The organism is Arthrobacter sp. Leaf141, from assembly GCF_001424565.1.
Taxonomy (GTDB): domain Bacteria; phylum Actinomycetota; class Actinomycetes; order Actinomycetales; family Micrococcaceae; genus Arthrobacter.
The window spans coordinates 19,828-40,252 of sequence record NZ_LMOL01000018.1 but is presented as its reverse complement, the minus strand read 5'-3'; the positions used below and the strand labels follow the sequence as shown (position 1 = coordinate 40,252).

The following is a 20,425-nucleotide window of genomic DNA, read 5'->3' as shown; positions in this document are numbered from 1 at the left end:
CGCCGCGCTGTCAGCACGTTAGAGTCATCCACCAAGGGGGACTCCGCGACGCCGCAAGACGAAGGGCCAGGTCCGCTGGACAATGAGCACCGAAGCGCAGGAACCCTTACATCACCGGCATCTTGGCGAGCGGCACCGGGCCCGTGCGCACATCAGGCGGATCCCGCCCCGCACGTGGCTCATCCTCGCAGCGGCCGCGTTGCTCATCCTGGTCCTGGCCGCCTGGATCCGGGTGGCAGACCTGGCGTCGTCCATCGAAACCGATCTGAAGGCCGTCGCGCGGCTGATGCCTGAAATGCGGCAACAGGTGGCCGGAACGGACATTGCGGGCGCCCGGGGAACGGCGGAAAGCATCCGGCTGCATACTGCAGCGGCCAGCAGGGCCGCCCATGACCCGCTCTGGGAGGCCGCGTCCGGCCTCCCCTGGGCTGGACCGAACTTCAGCACCGTCACGGAAGTGGCGCGGTCCGCCGACGAAATCACCAGGCTGGGGCTCCTGCCCCTGATTAACGTCCTGGCGTCCCTGGATTGGGACACCCTGGTCCCGCGTGAATCCGGCACCGACCTGGAACCCATGAAAGCCGCTGCACCCAGTGTGGCTGCGGCCGCCGACGCCGTGCGGGCTTCCTCGGACCGGCTCGCAGCCATTGATGACCGAAGGGTATGGCCGCAGGTGGCCGATCAGCTGAACCTGGCGCGCGGGCAACTCCGGGAGGTCACCGGAGCCCTCAGTGCAGCCGCCGACGCAGCCAGGGTGGCCCCGGCGATGCTGGGCGCGGACGCACCGCGCAACTATCTCCTGATGATCCAAAACAACGCTGAATCCCGCGCATCAGGCGGAATCCCCGGCGCTTTGGCCGTCATTACCCTGGACCGGGGAAAACTGACCCTGTCCGCCCAACGGAGCGCCGCGGACCTCGGCACCATGACCCCGGCCCTCGGGAGCGACCCGGAGCAGCTGGCCCTGTACACGGCCCGGCTGGGCACCGCCATGCAGGATGTAAACCTGACGCCTGATTTCCCCTCCGCCGCCGCAACGGCCAGGGCCATGTGGGAACGGAAAACCGGGCAGGGGGTGGACGGTGTCATCTCCATCGATCCCGTGGCCCTGAGCTACATCCTCGCAGCGACCGGCCCGGTCAAATTCACGGGCCTGGAACTGGTGGCGGCGGCCGCCGTTGGCCTGCCAACCGAGCTGACCGAACAAAACGTGGTCCCCACCCTGCTCTCGGACGTTTACGCCAAAATAGCGCAGCCCAAAAGCCAGGACGAGTACTTCGCGGGAGCCGCCCGGCAGATCTTCGGCGCGCTGTCCAGCGGCAAGCCGGAAGCCGCCGGGCTCATGACCGCGCTGACCCAGGGTACAGCCGAAGGCCGGGTCCGGGTGTGGTCCGCGGCAACGGGCGAACAGGATGTCCTGGGCAGGTACGACCTCGGCGGATCGATCTCCGGCCCCAGCCTTGCGCCCGCGCAGTTCGGCATCTACCTCAACGATGACACCGGCGCCAAAATGGACTACTACGTGCGGCGCACCGTCCAGCTGGTCAAAGCCTGTCCCAGGGGGGGCTTCGAACAAACCACCGTGCGGGTCAAAAGCACCAACACCGCTCCCGTGGACGCAGCAACCTCACTGCCTGCCTACGTCACCGGAGGCGGGCGCACTGTGGAACCGGGTTCAGTCCGGACGAATGTTGTGGCCTACGGTCCGCTGCAGGCGAACGTGGAGGCGGTCACCGAGGACGGCCGGGCGGTGGACCTGTCGCCACACCTGCACCAGGGCCGTCCCGTGGCGGTCCATACGATCGTCCTCAAGCCAGGGGAAAGCAAAACCATCGATTTCAGCTTCGGAAAAATTCTTCAGGACACCGAACCCGAACTCGCTGTTACCCCCACCATCCAGCGCGCCGATGACGTGCTGCTCCCCCCGCTCGATTCGCCGTGCGGCTGAGCTGACGCAGCCGGCGCGGCCTTGGGTGTCGCCCGGGAACCCTCAGCGGCCGGCCGGCCCGTAGTGCGCGGCCAGTTTCGCCAATCCGTCGTCCAGCGACACAGCGGGCGTCCAGTCGAGGAGTTCGCGGGTGCGCCGCTGGTCGAACCAGTGGGCGGTGGACAGCTGCTCGGCCAGGAACCGGGTCATGGGCGGCTCCTCGTTCCGGCCGGCCCAGGTCCAGAGCCGCTCCACCACTGCTCCGCCGGCCCGTGCCAGCACACCCGGCACCGCCCAGGAGGGCGCCTTGACGCCGCCGGCGGCGCAGATGCCCGCGAGCAGCTCGCCCACTGGCCTGGGCTCACCGTTGCTGACCACCAAAGCCTGGCCGCTGACGTGGTCCATGCGGTGCAGTGCTGCCACGATGGCCGCGGCGGCGTTGTCCACGTACGTGGTGTCGATCAAGGCGGCGCCGGCGTCGAGCAGGGGCAGCCGACCGTGCCTGGCGCGGGCCAGGACCCGTTCCACCAGCTGGGTGTCGCCGGGGCCCCAGACGATGTGGGGGCGCACCGCCGCCACCCGCAGCTCCGGGCTGTTCGCCGCCAGCGCCAGCAGTTCTGCTTCCGCCTTGGTGCGGGAGTAATCGCCGTGAGCCCGCACGGGATCGGCAGGCTCCGCGGCCAGGCCGGTGATGGCGGCGCCGGAATTGGCCACCGACGGTGAGGAAACAAACACCACGTCCCGTACGCCGGCCCCGCGGGCTGCGTCCAATACCCGGCGGGTGCCCGCAACGTTCACCTCGTCAAATTCCGCGGCACGGCCGGTGAAGGAAACCTTCGCCGCGAGGTGGATGATCCCTTCCGCGCCGCGGACCGCTGCGTCAAGTTCGCCCGCGTTGGTGACGGAACCGCGGAAGTCCGTGGCGCCGTCGACTCCTGAGGGGCGGCGCTGGAAGGTGGCGACCGTGTGGCCCTGGTGGACCAAAAGGCGCGCCACCGCTCCGCCGAGCAGTCCGCTGGCACCCGTTACCAGGACCCTCACGGCTTCCCCGGCCGGCCGCCGGCCAGCACGCGTTCTGCCCACCGCGCCAGCCTGGTCCTGTCGATCTTGGCGTTGTGCCTGATGTCGGTGGGCTGCGCAGGCACCGCGAGCACCGCCGCGACGTCAACCCCCGCATCCCGTGCAGCGCCGCGGACGCGGCCGGCCAGTTCAGGCGTGGCTGGACCCGCTTTGCGGACCGGTGGGAGGGTCTCGACGACGGCCACCACGGCCTGGGTGCCGGCCGGGCCGACGCCGGTGATGGCAGCCAACCTGATGCCGGGGAGCCGTTCGATGGCCTGTTCGGCGCCCACCGGCGTCACGGTGGCGTCGGGGGCCGTGACGATGTGGGCGAGGCGGCCTTCCACCCAGAGCCGGCCTGCGGCGTCGAAATGGCCCACGTCACCGGTGCGGTGCCAGCCCGGGACGGAGACGCTTCCGCGCTGGACCAACCACAGCCTGTCGTACGCCTCTTTGACGTGTGGAGCACTGACCAGGATTTCCCCGGTCACGCCAGGCGCGGTGCTGGGTCCGGAGCCGGGCGCGGAACCATCCGCGGCAAGCGGGATGACGGCTACGCGGGCGCCTTGGACGGGCCAGCCCACGCAGACGCCGTTGCCTGCTCCTGCCACGGTGCCGGCGGCTGCGTCAGCGGCGGCCTGCCGGATCTGCCCGAGGCTGATGTCCGTGACGGGCAACGCTTCGGTCATGCCGTAGGGCGTGTGCAGGGAAGCGAGGGGCAGCAGGCGCTGCACCTGTGCCAGCAACGGTTCGGGGACCGGTGCGCCGGCGGAGAGCAGCAAGCCGATCCGTGCCAGGGCCTCCCGGCCGGAGCCGCCCATGCCGGTCTCGGTGTCGATAACGTTCCGCAGGGCCGCCGGCGAGGCGAAGACCACCGTGGCGCCGATGGCCGCGGCGGCGTCCCCCAACGCGCGTGCTGTCAGGGTCCGGGGCGCAGTGACGTCCATGTCCGGGGTGACGGACACCGCACCGAGGGCTGGTCCCAGCAAGGCGAAGGGGGCGAATCCCGCCACCAGCCGTGCGCCGGGTCGGATCCCGAACGTGCCGGCCACAGTGTCGCGCATCGCTGCCAGCTGCCGGTGTGTGTAGAGGACGCCCTTCGCGGGCCCGGTTGACCCTGAAGTGAACAGCACCGCTGCGGGGGCATCCGGATCTGCTGCTCCGATCACGTGGGTCGCGCTGGCGGGGGCACCTGCCCGCGCCAGCGCCTGCAGCGACGTTTCCACCCCGAGGAGCCGCCGGCGTGCGGCCGGAAGGTCCTGGACGCTGATCCGCCGGCCAGGCCAGCCAAGGACCGAGGCGGCGGCCAGCGCCTTGTCGATGCCGATGAGGAAATCGGCGGTGGCTCCCTTGACGGCGCGGCTCATGCCCTTGGTTCCCAGTCCTGCGTCTGCCACTACCACCACGGCTCCCAGCCGGAGGCAGGCATACAGCGTGACGGTCAGGTCCACACCGGGCGGAACCATCAGGCTGACCCGGCTGCCGCGTTCCACGCCGGCGTCGTGCAGTCCCGCAGCGAGGTCCAGGATGTTGCGTTCCAGGTCCTGCCAGCTGAGCGAGCGGTCCACTGTGCCATCCGCGGCCATTTCGGCGACGGCGGTCCCCGTTGCGGCGGGCCCTGCGGCCAGTTTCCCGAGTTGGTCCCACAGCGGCGTGAAAGCTACCGGTTCCGGCGCGGCAGGTTCCGGCAGCGCCGGAGTCCCCTGGTCAGCGAGCCATTGGAACACCGGCGTGGCAATGTCGCGGTCTTCGGCCACCAGGTGGCCGGCGCCTTCGAAGCGGTGGATAGTGGCGTTCGGCAGCCGGCCGGCGAGGTCCTTGAGGTATTTGTCGGAGAAGATCGGATCCCGGGGGCCCCACAGCATCAGGGCCGGTACTTCCAACCCGCGCAGGCGTTCCGCGACGCCGGACAGCGCAGCAAAGCTGGGATGCCCGGCGTCCACGGGGATGTCCGCCACAAAATTTCCGACGCCGGCCCGCCGGTCCGCGCCGCGGTACGGGGCCATGTAGGCGGCCCGGATATCCGGGGAGAGCGGCGGGTGGGCCAGCGCATGGGTCACCCGCAGGAACGCATCAGAGGTTGTGGTGCCCCAGCCATGCACGGCCGGGTGGAGGGCAAGCCGCAGCGCCGCCGGGATGTCCGATTCCGGCGGCTGATGCACGGCCGTGTTGGTGAGCACCACCCCGGCAAGATCGTCCGGATGCGCCAGGGCCCAGCCCAGGCTGATCACACCGCCCCAGTCGTGGCCCACGGTGACCACAGGGCCGGACAGGCCCAGGGCATCAGTCAGGTCGCCCAGATCGTTGATCCGGTCGGCCAGCCGGCGGAACGTTCCCGTCCGTTCCGAGAAGCCCATGTCCAGCTGGTCCACGGCCACCACGCGCCAGGGATGGGCGGGATTGGACCCTGCTGCCAGCAGGGTCCGCCACAGGTAGGACCAAGTGGGGTTGCCGTGGACGCAGAGTAGGGTGCCGGCAGGTTCCAGGCCCAGGCGTTGCAGCTGGGCGCTGTTGTCCAGCAGGTGCCAGCGGCGGACCGTTCCCGGCCCATCGGCTGCGGAGGTGGATGGCACATCAACTTCCCGCGGCCACTCCGGGTGGACCCCGGGCCAGCCGGCGGCTACCAAACGAGTTCCAGCATTGCGGTGTTCAGGCCGGAGCCCACACCCATGCACAGCACCCGGTCCCCGGCTTCCAGGGACTGCGCTTCGGCGGCCAGGGTCATGGGCAGGGACGCCGGACCCACATTGCCCCAGTGCGGGAAGGTGATGGGGACCTTGTCAGGATCCAGGTCGATGGCGTCGATGATGGCCTGCGTATAGGCGTTGCTCACCTGGTGGGTGACGTACCTGTCCATGGAGCCCCAGTCCCACTCGGGGTGCGCCTCGTGCCAGGCGTCCACCACAAGCTGCAGGCCGCCGTCGAGCAGGCCTTTGGTGTCAGTGGACATGCCGTCAATGCCGCCCACACACAATTCGTGATGTTCGGTGCCGGCACGCATCACGCCGCCCACAATCCGATGGGCACCGGGGTGCCGGTCCGCGGGGCCAAGCACTGCTGCCGCTGCACCGGAGCCCAGCGTCAGGGTGGCGAACTCCCGGTTGAAGTCCTCCCGGGTGGTTTCCGGCCGTTGCAGCCGGGCCAGTGTGGCCTCCTGCGTACCCTGGGCATCCTCGGCGTTGACGATCATTGCGTAGTCGATCTGGCCCGAGTCGATCATGTTGGCCGCCAGGGTCATGCCGTTGACGAATCCCAGGCAGGCGTTGGCCAGGTCAAAGTTCATGGCCGACGACGGCAGGCCCAGGCCGTGATGGATCTTCACCGCAACGGATGGCTCAAGGTTGCGCCGGGTCACCGACGTGTTGATCAACAGCCCCACCTGCGAGGCATTGATGCCGGCCTCAGCCAGGGCCTTGGCGCCGGCCTCAATGGCTGCATCATCGAAGGAGGTCCCGGCCGCCCACCAGCGCCGGTGCGTGATGCCTGCCACGCGTTCCAGCAGCCGCGGCGGGAACTTCAGCCGCTGCAGCGTGGACGCCAGCCTGCGGTCGAACTCCGTGGAGCTGACGATCATGGGAGCCTCGACACTGCTTACCGAAAGCAGCGCCGAGTTGTGATGCCGGAAGGTTGCGTTACCTGCCAATTCAAGCCTCTGTTCGTTTCCGTCCTGCGTTCCTGCGGGGACTTTACCCAAAAAGCGCAAGTCCAGAAGCTTAACTATGCTGGTGCGCGCCCGAATCTGCACATTAACCACGCTGTTGGGCCGCCAAGATGGAGCAAGATCACTAAGTTTGCTTCGCACCAGGGCAGCTGGGGCGACGGGGCGGATCGGCTGCCCGACGGCGGCCGCCAAGTGCCGCCGTCGGCCGTCTGTTGGTGCTGCAGGCAAATACCGGTCCGGCTCTGGACTCTCCGGCAAGGCGCACCCACACTGGCTGCATGGGGTGGAATTTTTACCGAGGTGCCTGTTCCATACCCTTTGAAAGGACCTGGTCATGCCGGACCTGTCAGCATTCTTTCCCCTGATCGCCATCATTCTTGGAGTACTTGTTGCGGTCGGATTCATCTGGGGGGCCACCCGGCTGATGTGGAAGGTGGCCGAACCCAACGAGGCCCTCATCATTTCCGGGCTGACCCGGGGAACGCCGGAAACCCGGGCCGGGATGGACTTCAAAATTGTCACCGGTAAGGGTGCGCTGGTGCTTCCGGGGCTTCAGACAGTGCGGGCCTTATCGCTGACGTTGAACGAGACCGAACTGAAAGTCTCCTGCGTCACCTCCCAGGGCATCCAGGTCATCGTGGAGGGCGTGGTCATTTACAAGATCGGGGATGCGCCGCCCTTCATCGCCAACGCGGCCCGGCGGTTCCTGGGCCAACAGCCCAAAATGCAGAGCCAGGTCTACAACGTTTTCGAGGGCCACCTGCGCTCCATCATCGGCAGCATGACGGTGGAGGAGATCATCCGCGAACGGGACAAACTCGGCTCGCAGGTCCGCAGCGCCAGCGGCGTGGAAATGGAAAAGCTGGGTCTTGTGGTTGATTCCCTGCAGATCAAGGACCTGCAGGACCCCACGGGCTACATCCAGAACATCGCCAAGCCACACATCGCGCAGGTGAAAATGGAAGCCCGCATCGCGGAGGCCACCCGGAACCGTGAAGCAGCCGAAAAGGAAGCGGAGGCCGCCGCGCTGATCGCGGATGCGCAGAGCATTTCAGCCATCAGGCAGTCTGTGGCGCAGGCTAACGCCGAGCGGGCCAGGGCCAACGCCGCCCAGGCCGGACCCTTGGCCGACGCCACGGCGCGGCAGCAGGTGGTGGTCCAGGAAACCGAGGTGGCCAAACTGGAGGCGGACCGGGAGGAACAGAAGCTCCAAACCACAGTCCGGAAACCCGCCGATGCCAAGGCCTACGCCAAACGCACCGACGCCGAAGGCCAAAAGGCCGCGGACATCAGCGCGGCCGAGGCCCTGGCGCGGCGCACCGAACTCGAAGCCCAGGCCAATGCCCGCCGAACGGAACTTCAGGCGCAGGCAAATGCCACCGCCGCAGCTGCCGCTGCAGGCGCCACCAAGGTCACCGGCGAGGCAGAAGCCGCAGCCACGCGGGCCAGGGGTGATGCCGCGGCCTCGGCGATCAAGGCCAAGGCACTGGCTGAAGCGGATGGCATCAAAGCGCGGGCCGAAGCGTTGGGAACCAACCAGGACGCGGTGATCTCCCAGCAGCTCGCGGAGAACATGCCCGCCATCATCGCGGCAGCGGCCGAGCCGTTTTCGCACGTGGGCCATATGACGGTCCTGAACGGCGGCGAAGGTGTGAACAAGATGCTGGGCGGCATTCTCGCGCAGGCCGGCGACTACCTGCCGGTCCTTGCGTCGGCGCTGAAAAAGGGCCAGGCGGGCCAGCAGCCGCCGGCAGCTCCCGGCGCCTGAGGAACAGCTGATGCACAGGGAAGCCGACCGGAGCCTGACCGGCCGGATCGGAAGGGTTTCCGGGCGGATCGGGCCGGGCACCATCGGCGAGGTGATGCTTTCCTACCGGGGTGGCACTGCTGCCTTCCACGCCCACCCGTTCGACGGGGTGAGCGGCTTCGCCGTGGGTGATGAGGTGCTGGTGATCTACTTCGACCCGCCGCAAACGGTGTACGTGGATGAACTCCCTGACGTGTTGCGGCATACCGGTTGAGGCCGGCGCTTCACCAGCCGCCGCGCGTTGGTGTGTGTCCGGTCCGCGCGTCGTCCGGCATGGCCATTTCGGCGCGCAGGCCCAGCAGGCGGATGGGTTGCCCCTCCTCGATCGCGGCTGACAGCTCCACCGCCCTGGCCAGGATTTCGTCCCGGTCGAAGGTTTCCGGGATCTTCTTCGCGTGTGTTGTGGTGCGGAACGGGGCGTAACGGACCTTTAATGTCAGCCCCACCACGGGCCTGCCTTCGGCCGCCACATCCGTCAGGACCCGCGCCACCAGCTCCCTGACGGCGTCCGCCACCTGGGCAGGAACGGTGAGGTCCTGCTGGAAGGTGGTTTCGCGGCTGTGCCCGCGGGCCACCCAGGGGGTGTCGTCCACCTCGTTGGCACCGTCCCCGCGTCCCAGGCTGGCATACCAGGGACCCATCTTCGGGCCGAATTCCGGCACCAGGGCCGCAGGATCGCAGGCGGCGAGCCCGGCCACGGTGCGGACGCCAAGTTTCGCCAGCCGGGCCGATACCTTGGACCCCACCCCCCACAGGTCCTTGGTGGGCCGGTTCCCCATAACGTCCAGCCAGTTCGAGGCCGTGAGGCGGAAGACGCCGGCCGGTTTGCCGAACCCGGTGGCCACCTTGGCCCGGACCAGCGTGTCTCCGATGCCAACGCTGCACTGCAGCTGCGTCCGGGCCAGCACAGCCGCCTGCAACTGACGGGCGTACGACTCCGGGTCCGCCGTGGTGATGCCGACAAAGGCCTCGTCCCAGCCCAGGACCTGGACGACGGCGGCCGGCTGCGCCCGCAGCGTGGCCATAACCGCCTCGGACGCCTCAAGGTACGCCTCCTGGTCAACAGGCAGGATCACGGCGTCGGGGACTTTTCGGGCCGCGATCCGAAGTGGCATCCCGGATCCCACTCCGAAGGCCCTGGCCTCGTAGGAAGCCGTGGACACCACGGCCCGCTCCGTAGGGTCGCCCCGGCCGCCGACAATGACCGGCCGGCCCGCAAGCTCCGGCCGCCGCAGGACTTCGACGGCAGCTATGAACTGGTCCAGATCGACGTGCAGCACCCACGGAATTCCGCTCACGCCATCAGTCTGCACCATTTCACCGAGGCGCGCGTTCCCGGCTGCTGCCTGCCCAGTCTTGAACCAGCCTGCTGGCACGTCAGTCGAGCTTGACGCCCCGGAGCAGCACCAGCGTTCCGCCCACCACAACAGCGGAGACGAGGAACACCCCCGCGGCGCCAAGTCCTGCAGCGACGGTGCCGATCGCGGCGGGCAGCACCACCTGTCCCACCCGGTTGCCGGCAAGCCGCAAGGCCAGCGCCCGGCCCCGCTGTCCCGCCGGGGCACGGGATGACAGCCAGGACATGGTGAGCGGCTGGCCGATCCCCAGCCCCAGTCCCAGCGCACCCATCACAACAAACAGCAGCCAGGCCGGCATGGGGATCGCCGCAACAGCCAGCGCCACCGTGGACAGGACAAGGCTGACAACCAGCAGCGGCATGCGCCCCATGGCCCTGGCAGCCCGGCCCAACAGGATGCGGGAAAGCATTGAGAAAACGGCCCGGACGGTCAGCATGGCACCCACGGTGGCCGCCGTCAGCCCCCGTTCGGTTCCCAGTGCGGGAAGATAGACCATCGTCAGGTCCACCACAGCCAGGACGGTGGCACTGGTGGCCAGGGCCCGGGCAACGCCAGGGGTCTTGAGCAGTGCCAGGGAACCACCGCCACTCCCCGGCGCGGCGGTCCCCTTTATGCCGCTGCTGACGCTTCCTGACACCGCAAACGTTGTCAGGAAGAGCACCAGGGCCATGCACACGGCCAGCAGGAAAATGGCCTGCGTGTCCGGGCGGATAACGGCCCCGCCCACCAGTGCAATCGCAAGCGGCCCCAGGGCCTGGCCCAGCGATGCGGCGAAGGTCAGGTATCCGAACGCCGAGTCCAGCCTGGCTGCGACGGCGTTGTTGGCCACCACAGCCTGCTGTCCCACCACACACGCCAGTTGGCCCGCGCCCAGCACGGCAGTGCCGATCACCAGGGTGACAATGGACGAGCCAGCCACCAGAAGGAAGGCGGAACTGGCCAGCACAACGGCGGATCCGATGGCCATCAGCCGGCGCTCGCCCAGGCGGTCCACCAGTGCGCCCGTTGGCACGGCAAGCAGGAGCGGGAAGACGGCGTAGCTGGCGGCCAGGAGTCCGAGGGCGTAGCCGGGCACGTCCAGTTCGAGGGCACGGTAGGTCGCGGCCGGCCGGACCAGGAAGGTGACGGCCTGGATCAGCGCGGAGTGCACCAGCAGGGCCGTGGCCGAGCGGCGGCCGAGTTCACCGATCACGGGGTGACCGGGCCGTTGCGTGTGATGGCCCGCAGGGACGCGTCCCGGGCGGCGATCACATGCTCGAACGCGATGGCAGCGGCCTCGTCCGGATTCCCGGCCGCCACGGCCGCCACCAGGATCCGATGCTGGGCCAGGGCAGCATCGCGCCGGTCCTGGGTGCTGTTGGTGAAGTGCCGGTACCGCTCCATCTGGCTGGAAACCTGGCTATGGACGCGATGGGCCCACGAGTTTCCGGCAATGCCGGCGATTTGGGCGTGCAGGGCCATCCCCTGCTGCATTGCGTCATCGGCAAACTCCACCAGGGCAGCGTTACGCGCCAGGATCCGCTCCAAGGCTTCGATGTCTGCAGCCGTCGCTTTGAGGCAGGCGTTGCGCGCCATCAGGGATTCCAGGGCCGCGCGCACCTCGTACAGCTCCGAAATCACCACTTCGTCCAGGTCCGGCACCAGCACGCCGCCCGTTGGTTGCTGCTCCAGGAGGCTTTCGGAAATGAGCCGCCGGATCGCCTCCCGCAGGGGCGTCCGGCTGATCTGGAGTTCGGCGGCCATCGCCGGTTCGTAGATCCGCTCCCCCGGCTTCAGCTCGAGCGTCAGGATCCGGCGCTTCAGCTCTGCGTAAACGACGTGGGCACCGGTGTTCCGGGCAATTTGTTCTGGCATTGCGCCACCTCCGCATACAAGTCTACTTGTATACAAGAGCAGGCAGGAAGACCCGGCGCTAGGCTCGGGTGATGGAAGTCGAGCACAGCCTTGCCGGCGGTAATGCCAGCGGCGCCGTGGTGCGCGTGGGAGGATCCGTCCTCACACGCCGCCGGCCGCAGCTGCCAGCGTCGCATCGATGACTGCCGGCGACAAAACATGCTGGGCCACCATCTGGCTGGCGCCCAGGATGGCGGCACTCGCGCCGGCCAGGGCCACACCGATGTGCAGCCGTGACGTGGCAAGGGGCAGCGACCGCTGGTAGACGACCTCCCGGATGCCCGCCACCAGGTGGTCGCCGGCTTCGCCCAGGCTGCCGCCGATCACAATGACGGACGGATTGAGCAGGTTCACAACCGTGGCCAGCACGTCACCCACGTCCCGTCCGGCCTGGCGGAGAGCCTGGACTGCACGGACCTCCCCCTCAGCGGCGAGCCGGAGCACATCCGCCCCCGTTGCAACGTCCAGTCCCTGACCGCGCAATTCCGCGGCCAGCGCGGGGCCCGAAGCGAGCGCTTCGAGGCAGCCATGGTTGCCGCAACGGCACAGCACCCCGCTTCCCCGCGGCACCCGGACATGGCCAAGGTCTCCGGCGGTGCCATCCGCCCCGCGCTGGAGCGCACCGCTGCTGATGATGCCCGCGCCAATCCCGGTAGCCACCTTCACAAAAAAGAAGTTGTTGTGCCCGGCCCAGTGGGCCGCACGTTCCCCCAGCGCCATGATGTTGACGTCGTTATCCACCAGGACCGGGACGGGCAGTGACTTCCGGATGTACTGGACCACGTCAAAACCGTCCCATCCGGGCATGATGGGCGGCTTAACGGGAGTACCGGTGCTGTGCTCCACGGGTCCCGGCAGGCCCATGCCGACTCCGGCGAGTTCCTGCAGGCTGCGGCCGGCACCTGCCAGCACCTCCCTGCCCAACGTGACAACGCGGTCCAGCACCACTTTGGGGCCGTCGGCAATATCCAGGACGGCGCGGCGCTGGCCCAGGACCTTTCCGCCCAGGTCGGTCACAGCAACGATCACGTGCGTCGCGCCGACGTCGACCGCCAGCACCACCCGCGCGGCCGGGTTGAAGGCAAAGCGCGACGGCGGCCTGCCGCCGCTGGAGACCGCCTCCCCGGCCGGTCCCACCAGTCCGGACAGCATGAGCGCATCAACCCGTGCAGCGACCGTGGACCGGGCAAGTCCTGTGCTGAGGGCAAGTTCGGCCCGGGTCCTGGCCTTCCCGTCGCGCAACAGCTGGAACAGGTCCCCCGCACGGCTGTGGCTGCCCGCGGCTTCAGCGGGCGGGGGCAGCAGGTCTCCGGATGTGGGCATACGACATGGATAGCACGCCCACTTATATATGTCACGCCAGCAACTTTTGCTTGACCTTCGACAGAAGTGGCCTTAGGTTTGCAGGAGACCCGAAATGTACTGCACAACACATCCCCCATGCCAAGGAAGCCAGGAAAACATGCCGTATTCAATCCAGCTCTACACCCTGCGTGATGCCATGTCCGCGGACCTGCCCGGAACCATCCGCAAGGTAGCGGAAATCGGCTTTACCCAGGTGGAGCCGTACAACTTTGTGGCCACAGCCCAGGAGCTCGGTGCGGCGTTGAAGGAAAACGGCCTGACGGCCCCGTCCGGCCACGCTCCGCTGCTCAGCCAGGACCAGGACCAGATTTTCGCGGCAGCCAGGGAACTTGGCATCACCACGGTGATTGATCCGTTCATCGGCGCAGAGCACTGGCAGGAAGCCGCCGACATCGAGGCGACGGCAGCGAAGTTGAACGACGCCGCCAAAAAGGGTGCGGACTACGGCATCCGGGTGGGCTACCACAACCACCAGTGGGAGCTGGAGTCCACCATCGGGGACCAGACGGCGCTGGAATACTTTGCCGGCCTGCTGGATCCGGAGGTTGTCCTGGAAGTGGACACGTACTGGGTTGGGGTGGGCGGCCAGGATCCGGTGGCGGTGCTTGAAAGGCTTGGCGACCGGGTGAAGCTGATCCACATCAAGGACGGTCCGCTCACCACCGACACCAAAGCCCAGCAGCCGGCCGGCCAGGGCCTGGTCCCGGTCCTTGACGTCATTGCCGCCGTGAAGTCCCTGGAGGTAGGCGTGGTGGAATTCGACGACTATGACGGCGACATTTTTGCGGGCATCGCCGCTTCCCTGGCCTTCCTCACCGCCAACACCCCCGCAGGAGCCAGCGCATGAGCACCCCTTCAGCAACAACCCGCCGCGGACCCGTGGGCGTCGCCGTCATCGGCGCCGGCAACATCTCCAAGGCCTACCTGGACAACCTCACTACCTTCCCCGACCTGAAAGTCCTGGTCATCGCAGACCTCTTCGTTGAGGCAGCCGAGGCCCGCGCCAAGGAATACGGCGTCCCCGAATGGGGCGGCCCGGACGCCGCCCTGAACCATCCCGACGTCGAAATCATCGTTAACCTGACCATCCCCGCCGCCCACGTGGAGGTTGCCACCGCGGCGGTCAAAGCCGGAAAACATGTCTGGACCGAAAAGCCGTTCAGCCTGGATCGGGAATCGGGCCTGGGTCTGCTGAAGGTTGCGGACGCCGCCGGCATCCGGCTCGGTTGTGCTCCGGACACGTTCCTGGGCGCAGGCCTGCAGACCGCCCTGCGGCTGATCCAGCGCGGGGATATCGGCACGCCGCTGACCGCAATGACCACGTTCCAGACTCCTGGCCCGGAATCGTGGCACCCCAACCCGGCCTTCCTTTTCCAGTACGGCGCCGGTCCCCTGTTCGACATGGGGCCGTACTACCTCACCACACTGGTCCAGGCCTTCGGGTCCATCAACAAGGTGGCCGCCGTCGGCTCGAAGGCCAAGGAGGTGCGCGTGATCGGTTCCGGTCCCAAGGCAGGCGAGGAATTCACCGTCGAGGTCCCCACCCACGTCTCCGCGATGGCGCTCTTCGACTCCGGCGCATCCTCGCACAGCGTCTTCTCCTTCGAATCCCCCCGCGTCCGGATGGGCTTTGTGGAAATCACCGGCACCGAAGCAACCATTTCCCTCCCGGACCCCAATAATTTCGACGGCGACATCCGGCTCTGGCGCGCGGGAGACGACGAGTGGACCGTTATCCCCGCGACCGGTCCGGCCAACGGCCGCGGCATGGGGGTCCTGGACATGGCCAGGTCCCTCCGCGCCGGGGTCCAGCACCGCGCCACCGGCGAACTGGCCTACCACGTGCTGGACAGCATGGTCTCCATCGCGGAATCCGTGGAAACCGGCACGTTCGTGGACGTAGCCAGCACGGCCGGCACCGCACCCGCCCTCCCCGAGGACTGGGCGCCGGAAACCGCAACCCTCTAACCGAAGCGAAGCAGGCACACCTTTATGCGCACTCCCGAAACCCCTACCGCACAGCCACCCGCAGCAGCGGACCGGCCATTGGGCGTGGCCATGATCGGCTACGCCTTTATGGGCAAGGCCCATTCGAACGCGTGGCGGAATGTGGCCAGCTTCTTCGACGTACCCGCCATCGAGCAGAAGGTGCTGGTGGGCCGGGACGCTGGTGCGGTGGCCGAGGCCGCAGCCCGGTACGGGTGGGCGGAGTCAGCCACCGACTGGCGTGAGGTCATCGCGCGGGACGATATCGACATCGTGGACATCTGCGCGCCCGGGTGGATGCATGCCGAAATCGCCATCGCGGCGCTCGCAGCCAACAAGCATGTCCTGCTGGAGAAGCCCCTGGCCAACACCCTCGCCGAGGCGGAAACCATGACCACCGCCGCGGCGGCCGCCCGGGCACGGAACGTGCAGTCGATGGTGGGGTTCAACTACCGCCGGGTGCCTGCCCTGGCACTGGCCCGGGAGCTCATTGCGGAAGGAAGGGTAGGGAGCGTGCGGCAGGTCCGGGCAGCCTACCTGCAGGACTGGCTGGCTGATGTCCAGGCGCCCATGACCTGGCGGCTGCGCAAGGAAACCGCCGGATCAGGGGCACTGGGGGACATCGCCTCGCACGCCATCGACCAGGTGCTGTTCCTGCTGGGCGATTCGGTCACCGGGGTTTCGGGCCGCCTCCACACGTTCGTGGACCAGAGGCCCGGCCCGGACGGACTGGAACCCGTCACTGTCGACGACGCCGCGTGGGCCACCCTCACCCTCGCCTCCGGCGCCATCGCGTCGGTGGAGGTCTCCCGGGTTGCCACCGGAAGGAAGAACGCCCTGACGGTGGAAATCTATGGAGACAAGGGCGCGCTCCGCTTTGACCTTGAGAACCTGAACGAACTCGAATTCCTCGATGCCACAGCCCCTGCCCGGGAGCAGGGTTTCCGCCGGATCCTGGTCAACGAACCGGAACACCCCTACCTGGCCGCGTGGTGGCCGCAGGGCCACATCATCGGCTGGGAGCACACCTTCACCCACCAGATCCGCGATTTCCTCCTGGCGGTCCAGGGCGGGCACGCACCGTCCCCGTCGTTCCAGGACGGGCTCAACGTCCAGTACATCCTTGACGCAGTGGCGGAATCCGCCGCGGCAAACAGCACCAGCATCCACATCGACGGCCGCAGCACCAGCGTCGCCGATACCGTCCCCGAAGGAGCCTGACCATGCCCCGCCCCTATACCCTGTTCACCGGCCAGTGGGCCGACCTGCCCTTCGAGGAAGTGGCCCGCCTGGCATCAGGCTGGGGCTACGACGGCCTGGAAATCGCCGTCTCCGGAGACCACCTGGACGCCTGGCGCTGGGACGAACCGGGCTACGTCGAGTCAAAACTTGCCATCCTGGCGAAGTACAACCTGAAGGTCTGGGCCATCTCCAACCACCTCAAGGGCCAGGCCGTGTGTGATGACCCCATCGACTTCCGCCACGAGGCGATCGTTGGGTCAAAGGTCTGGGGCGACGGCGACCCCGAAGGCGTCCGCCAGCGCGCCGCCGAGGAAATGAAGCACACCGCCCGGCTCGCCAAGGCACTGGGCGTGGACACCGTCGTCGGCTTCACCGGATCCTCCATCTGGCAGTACGTCGCAATGTTCCCGCCCGTCCCGGAAAAGGTCATCGACGCCGGTTACCAGGACTTCGCCGACCGGTGGAACCCCATCCTGGACGTGTTTGATGAGTGCGGTGTCCGCTTCGCCCACGAAGTCCACCCGTCCGAGATCGCCTACGACTACTGGACCACCGTGCGCACCCTCGAGGCGATCGGACACCGTGAAGCCTTCGGCCTGAACTGGGACCCGTCCCACTTCATGTGGCAGGGCATCGACCCCGTCTCCTTCATCTGGGACTTCAAAGACCGGATCTACCACGTGGACTGCAAGGACACCAAGCTCCGCCCCACCGGCCGGAACACCGTCATGGGCTCCCACCTCCCCTGGGGCGACCCCCGCCGAGGCTGGGACTTCGTCTCCGCCGGACGCGGCGACGTGCCCTGGGAATCCTCCTTCCGCGCCCTCACCGCCATCGGCTACACCGGCCCCATCAGCGTTGAATGGGAAGACGCCGGCATGGACCGCCTCCACGGCGCCCCCGAAGCCCTCGCCGCGCTCAAGAAGTTCGACTTCCCCGCCTCACAGACCTCCTTCGACGCCGCGTTCAGCAGCGGCGACTAGAACGGACTAGCCCGGAACTGCCTGGACATACGGAAAGCCCACGCTCAGCGAGAGTGGGCTTTCCGTATGTCCCACCGGCGATGCTCTGCTGGTCCTGCCGCTGTTGCTCGTCGCCAGTGTTGAGGCGCCCGCCCGGATCCCGGAGCAGTCCGAAGGATCGTCCCCGTCGCCCGGGCTGTTTCTGCCACCGGCGGCGTCAGTCCTGGGGGAATGGGGGTGGCCCAAGAATTTCGATGCCGCCGTTCAGGCGCCCGGATTCGCGGATGCGGTCAAAGTCAACCACGCCAGACCCGCTCGCGGAGTCGAGAGGTTCGCTGGCACCGTCGTAGAACGCCTGGGCGCTGCCGGGGGTGTGGAGACACAAAACACGGGTCCCGTCCTGGAGGACTTTGAAGGCATGCGGGACGCCGCGGGGCGCGATTGTCACCCCACCGGCGGCAACCCGGTGTTCTGCCCCGTCCACGTTCATCAGAATCTCGCCGGCCAGGATGTACATGGTCTCGTCTGACTCCGGGTGCGTGTGCAGGGGCGTGGCCTTGCCTGCCGTCATTTCGTCTTCAAACAGGAGGAACGCTCCCGCTGTTTCTTCCGCCGTCGCCTTCCATGTGTGCACCCCGCCACCGAAGAACCATCGCCGGGGCCCTTCTCCCGGCTGCCGGATGATCGCTGGTGCAGCTTTTGTCGTCTCCATGGTGGTCGCCTCGATACGTGGTTGGAAGACTTATGGGACTGATATCCCATAACAAGACTCGTGTACCATAAAGGCTATGTCAAGACCTTATGCCGAGGCCGGCAGGACGGGCCAGAAGCGCCGTACCAGGGAAGCCCTGGTCGCGGCCGCACGCGAACTGGTTGCGGCCGGCACATCGCCGACCGTCGACGATGCCGCGTCCGCTGCCGGGATCTCAAGGAGCACCGCCTATCGGTATTTCACCGGCCAGCGGGAGTTGCTTGCGGCAGCTCATCCGGAAACCGGACGGACAACGCTGTTGCCTGCGTCTCCACCCGAGTCCGTCGCAGAACGGCTGGACGCGGTGATAGCTGAGTTCACCAGGCTGATTGTTGAAACTGAATCCCAGCAACGCACCATGCTTCGGCTTTCGCTTGAGCCGGCGGATGCTGCACCACGTGACCTGCCGCTGAGGAAGGGCCGGGCGATTGCCTGGATCACCGAGGCGCTTGCACCGCTCCAAGGGACAATGCCGGACCAGGACATCCATCGACTGGTCATGGCAATTCGAAGCGCCACCGGCATCGAGTCACTGGTCTGGCTTACTGACGTCGCGGGTTTGAGCCGGGAACAGGCCATCGCCTCGATGCGGTGGACCGCCGCGGCGCTGTTGTCCCAGGCCGTGGCACACGGGCTTCCATCACCGGCCTGAACCGGCACTGCCGCCTCCGTTGCATCCGTACCGACGGAAATTTATCCCGTGACGGTTGGCCACACCAAACGTGCGGAGACTGACCATCCCTACTGCAACTGCCCCACCCAGGCCGTGGCGATGGCGGTGAACGCTGGAAGCGCAGCCAGGAGCGCCGGCTCATCGGAAAAAGTTACCACAAACCGGTTCCGGTCCGCGCGCCGGAGCAATCCTGATGGATCTTCGATCATGATCTCCGGATGCCCCGGTTTGGGCTTCGCGCCGGTATGGAAAATGACCTGGACAACGGCGGCCCGGCGGAGGTTCATCGTCGCAAAATCATCCTTGAGGGCGAAGTTCGGGGCCTTCCACTTCACGGATTCCTGAACTTCCGGCGACAGCGAGGCGAGGACCCGCCGCAGCTGCTGAGCCCCGGCCTTCATCGGATGGTCCAAGGCCTCGAACCACGCATCCACATCGGTTAAGGTCATGCTTTATCATCCCCGAATCAAGCAGCCGCAGCCGGCGACACCTGCAGGTTTGTTCACCACATGGTCCTCCCTGCCGGCGGGAAAGGCCTTGCCGTAAGGTGGCGGACAACCCACTGCACAGCGGCACGGACCGCCGCGTACCCACCCAGCATCAGCCGTTAGGGAATCTTCTTATGCAACGCATCACTTGGGGCATTATTGGCCCGGGAAACATTGCAGCGCGGTTCGCGGAGCAACTGGCAGCCAGCGCCACGGGGACCCTGTCCGCCGTCGCAAGCCGTAGCCTTGAGCGCGCCCGGTCGTTTGCCGACCGGTTCAGCACCGGCCAGGCGCCGGTTCGGACGTTCGGCTCCTACACCGAACTTTTCGCGGACCCGGGCATTGACGCTGTCTACATCGCAGTCCCCCACACCGAGCACGTAAGGCTCGTTGTCGAGGCCGCTGAGGCGGGCAAGCACATCGTTTGCGAGAAGCCCCTGTCCGTCGACAAAGCCGGAGCCCTCACTGCCATCGACGCCGCACAACGCGGCGGCGTTTACCTGGCGGAGGCGTACATGTACCGGTTCCACCCGCAGACCGAGCGGCTGGTCGATCTTGTCCGCACTGGCGCAATCGGCCAGGTCCAGCACATCGAGGCTTCCTTCGCCTTTGCCGCCGACGCCCCGCCCGAACACCGGCTCATGAACCCCGATCTCGCCGGCGGCGGCATTCTGGACGTTGGCGGCTACACCGTCTCCATGGCCCGGCTCATCGCCGGCGCCGCCAACGGCGAGCCCTTCGCCGAGCCCACCCACATCACGGCAGCGGGAACCATCGGGCCCACCGGCGTCGACGAATGGGCCACCGCGTCGCTCACCTTCGCCTCCGGCATCACCGCTCACCTGACCGCCGGCATCCGAGTCCAGGACGACAACCGCGTGGTGGTCTCTGGTTCAGCCGGCCGGATCGTCCTGGCCCAGCCGTGGCTCCCCAATCCGGACGCCGACACCATCATCGAGGTGCACCGGACAGACTCCGCAACAAACCACATCGCCATTCCCGCTGCCAAGCAGTACGCCCTGCAGGCCGACGCCGTCGCTGCCTTCCACGGCACCGGCCAGGCACCCCAGATGAACTGGGCGGACTCCCTCGGAACAGTCGAGGCCATGGACTGCTGGCGCGCTGCGATTGGTCTCCGCTACCCTTTCGAGCAAGCAACGACGGCGGCCGCAGCAAACCAGGCCTGACAGGCCGTGCGGGCTCCGCCTGCTTTTCCACTTAGGCGATGCAGGCCTGCGTGGATTCTGCCGCCG

At 67.5% G+C, this 20,425-nt stretch carries 18 protein-coding genes; 9 read left to right on the top strand and 9 right to left on the bottom strand.

The annotated features are described in order from the left end of the window. Positions 1–82: 82 nt before the first annotated feature. Complete coding sequence (locus tag ASF72_RS13950; RefSeq protein ID WP_082484283.1) at positions 83–1,948, top strand: DUF4012 domain-containing protein; 1,866 nt, start codon at positions 83–85, stop codon at positions 1,946–1,948. Between the two features lie 42 nt (positions 1,949–1,990). Here ASF72_RS13950 and ASF72_RS13945 read toward each other — a convergent pair whose 3' ends face one another. From ASF72_RS13945 to ASF72_RS13935, 3 genes are read right to left on the bottom strand one after another with little or no spacing between them, the layout of a single operon-like run. Then, a complete protein-coding gene (locus ASF72_RS13945; protein WP_050685224.1) occupies positions 1,991–2,968 on the bottom strand; it encodes an NAD-dependent epimerase/dehydratase family protein in 978 nt (325 codons plus the stop codon). Continuing rightward, positions 2,965–5,613, bottom strand: a complete 2,649-nt coding sequence (locus tag ASF72_RS13940; protein WP_056599847.1) for an alpha/beta fold hydrolase — start codon at positions 5,611–5,613, stop codon at positions 2,965–2,967. The genes ASF72_RS13945 and ASF72_RS13940 overlap by 4 nt, the downstream gene beginning before the upstream one ends. After that, complete coding sequence (locus ASF72_RS13935) at positions 5,607–6,629, bottom strand: 3-oxoacyl-ACP synthase III (protein WP_050685225.1); 1,023 nt, start codon at positions 6,627–6,629, stop codon at positions 5,607–5,609. The genes ASF72_RS13940 and ASF72_RS13935 overlap by 7 nt, the downstream gene beginning before the upstream one ends. Positions 6,630–6,981: 352 nt before the next feature. On the opposite strand from ASF72_RS13935, the gene ASF72_RS13930 reads away from it, so the two are divergent. Together ASF72_RS13930 and ASF72_RS13925 are read left to right on the top strand one after the other, a co-directional pair. Continuing rightward, entirely contained in the window at positions 6,982–8,415 is a 1,434-nt protein-coding gene (locus ASF72_RS13930; protein WP_050685196.1) for an SPFH domain-containing protein, read from the top strand. Between the two features lie 10 nt (positions 8,416–8,425). Beyond that, positions 8,426–8,668 (top strand): hypothetical protein, encoded by a 243-nt coding sequence (locus ASF72_RS13925; RefSeq protein ID WP_157370990.1) that lies wholly within the window; start codon positions 8,426–8,428, stop codon positions 8,666–8,668. Positions 8,669–8,678: 10 nt separating this feature from the next. Here ASF72_RS13925 and ASF72_RS13920 read toward each other — a convergent pair whose 3' ends face one another. From ASF72_RS13920 to ASF72_RS13905, 4 genes are all read right to left on the bottom strand, one after another. Beyond that, complete coding sequence (locus ASF72_RS13920; RefSeq protein WP_200933658.1) at positions 8,679–9,770, bottom strand: DNA polymerase IV; 1,092 nt, start codon at positions 9,768–9,770, stop codon at positions 8,679–8,681. A 61-nt stretch (positions 9,771–9,831) separates the two neighbouring features. Then, positions 9,832–11,004, bottom strand: a complete 1,173-nt coding sequence (locus ASF72_RS13915; RefSeq protein ID WP_056599844.1) for an MFS transporter — start codon at positions 11,002–11,004, stop codon at positions 9,832–9,834. Next, positions 11,001–11,666, bottom strand: coding sequence for a GntR family transcriptional regulator (locus ASF72_RS13910; protein WP_056599841.1), 666 nt, complete (start codon positions 11,664–11,666; stop codon positions 11,001–11,003). The genes ASF72_RS13915 and ASF72_RS13910 overlap by 4 nt, the downstream gene beginning before the upstream one ends. Before the next feature lie 141 nt (positions 11,667–11,807). Then, complete coding sequence (locus tag ASF72_RS13905; RefSeq protein ID WP_056599838.1) at positions 11,808–13,028, bottom strand: ROK family transcriptional regulator; 1,221 nt, start codon at positions 13,026–13,028, stop codon at positions 11,808–11,810. Positions 13,029–13,167: 139 nt separating this feature from the next. Between ASF72_RS13905 and ASF72_RS13900 the strand changes: the two genes are divergently transcribed. From ASF72_RS13900 to ASF72_RS13885, 4 genes are read left to right on the top strand one after another with little or no spacing between them, the layout of a single operon-like run. Beyond that, positions 13,168–13,917, top strand: a complete 750-nt coding sequence (locus ASF72_RS13900) for a sugar phosphate isomerase/epimerase family protein (protein ID WP_056599835.1) — start codon at positions 13,168–13,170, stop codon at positions 13,915–13,917. Continuing rightward, the gene (locus ASF72_RS13895; RefSeq protein WP_050685201.1) at positions 13,914–15,038 is read left to right on the top strand and encodes a Gfo/Idh/MocA family protein; all 1,125 of its coding nucleotides are present in this window, start codon (positions 13,914–13,916) and stop codon (positions 15,036–15,038) included. The genes ASF72_RS13900 and ASF72_RS13895 overlap by 4 nt, the downstream gene beginning before the upstream one ends. A 24-nt stretch (positions 15,039–15,062) precedes the next feature. Continuing rightward, positions 15,063–16,277, top strand: coding sequence for a Gfo/Idh/MocA family protein (locus ASF72_RS13890; protein WP_050685202.1), 1,215 nt, complete (start codon positions 15,063–15,065; stop codon positions 16,275–16,277). A 2-nt stretch (positions 16,278–16,279) separates the two neighbouring features. Next, complete coding sequence (locus ASF72_RS13885; RefSeq protein WP_056599833.1) at positions 16,280–17,281, top strand: sugar phosphate isomerase/epimerase family protein; 1,002 nt, start codon at positions 16,280–16,282, stop codon at positions 17,279–17,281. Between the two features lie 196 nt (positions 17,282–17,477). Here the strand turns inward: ASF72_RS13885 and ASF72_RS13880 are convergent, their stop codons facing one another. After that, entirely contained in the window at positions 17,478–17,972 is a 495-nt protein-coding gene (locus ASF72_RS13880; protein ID WP_050685204.1) for a cupin domain-containing protein, read from the bottom strand. A 76-nt stretch (positions 17,973–18,048) separates the two neighbouring features. Between ASF72_RS13880 and ASF72_RS13875 the strand changes: the two genes are divergently transcribed. Next, entirely contained in the window at positions 18,049–18,663 is a 615-nt protein-coding gene (locus tag ASF72_RS13875) for a TetR/AcrR family transcriptional regulator (protein ID WP_050685205.1), read from the top strand. Between the two features lie 89 nt (positions 18,664–18,752). Here ASF72_RS13875 and ASF72_RS13870 read toward each other — a convergent pair whose 3' ends face one another. Beyond that, complete coding sequence (locus ASF72_RS13870; protein WP_050685206.1) at positions 18,753–19,133, bottom strand: DUF1801 domain-containing protein; 381 nt, start codon at positions 19,131–19,133, stop codon at positions 18,753–18,755. 173 nt (positions 19,134–19,306) lie between these two features. On the opposite strand from ASF72_RS13870, the gene ASF72_RS13865 reads away from it, so the two are divergent. After that, positions 19,307–20,359: a Gfo/Idh/MocA family protein gene (locus tag ASF72_RS13865; protein WP_056599830.1), complete on the top strand. Its 1,053-nt coding sequence runs from the start codon at positions 19,307–19,309 to the stop codon at positions 20,357–20,359. Positions 20,360–20,425 lie beyond the last annotated feature (66 nt).

What these genes read in the sequence shown, in the direction of transcription:
- ASF72_RS13950 (WP_082484283.1), top strand. Translation starts at nt 83, where the DNA reads ATGAGCACCGAAGCGCAGGAACCCTTACATCACCGGCATCTTGGCGAG.
- ASF72_RS13930 (WP_050685196.1), top strand. Translation starts at nt 6,982, where the DNA reads ATGCCGGACCTGTCAGCATTCTTTCCCCTGATCGCCATCATTCTTGGA.
- ASF72_RS13925 (WP_157370990.1), top strand. Translation starts at nt 8,426, where the DNA reads ATGCACAGGGAAGCCGACCGGAGCCTGACCGGCCGGATCGGAAGGGTT.
- ASF72_RS13920 (WP_200933658.1), bottom strand. Translation starts at nt 9,770, where the DNA reads ATGGTGCAGACTGATGGCGTGAGCGGAATTCCGTGGGTGCTGCACGTC.
- ASF72_RS13910 (WP_056599841.1), bottom strand. Translation starts at nt 11,666, where the DNA reads ATGCCAGAACAAATTGCCCGGAACACCGGTGCCCACGTCGTTTACGCA.
- ASF72_RS13905 (WP_056599838.1), bottom strand. Translation starts at nt 13,028, where the DNA reads ATGCCCACATCCGGAGACCTGCTGCCCCCGCCCGCTGAAGCCGCGGGC.
- ASF72_RS13900 (WP_056599835.1), top strand. Translation starts at nt 13,168, where the DNA reads ATGCCGTATTCAATCCAGCTCTACACCCTGCGTGATGCCATGTCCGCG.
- ASF72_RS13895 (WP_050685201.1), top strand. Translation starts at nt 13,914, where the DNA reads ATGAGCACCCCTTCAGCAACAACCCGCCGCGGACCCGTGGGCGTCGCC.
- ASF72_RS13890 (WP_050685202.1), top strand. Translation starts at nt 15,063, where the DNA reads ATGCGCACTCCCGAAACCCCTACCGCACAGCCACCCGCAGCAGCGGAC.
- ASF72_RS13885 (WP_056599833.1), top strand. Translation starts at nt 16,280, where the DNA reads ATGCCCCGCCCCTATACCCTGTTCACCGGCCAGTGGGCCGACCTGCCC.
- ASF72_RS13880 (WP_050685204.1), bottom strand. Translation starts at nt 17,972, where the DNA reads ATGGAGACGACAAAAGCTGCACCAGCGATCATCCGGCAGCCGGGAGAA.
- ASF72_RS13875 (WP_050685205.1), top strand. Translation starts at nt 18,049, where the DNA reads ATGTCAAGACCTTATGCCGAGGCCGGCAGGACGGGCCAGAAGCGCCGT.
- ASF72_RS13870 (WP_050685206.1), bottom strand. Translation starts at nt 19,133, where the DNA reads ATGACCTTAACCGATGTGGATGCGTGGTTCGAGGCCTTGGACCATCCG.
- ASF72_RS13865 (WP_056599830.1), top strand. Translation starts at nt 19,307, where the DNA reads ATGCAACGCATCACTTGGGGCATTATTGGCCCGGGAAACATTGCAGCG.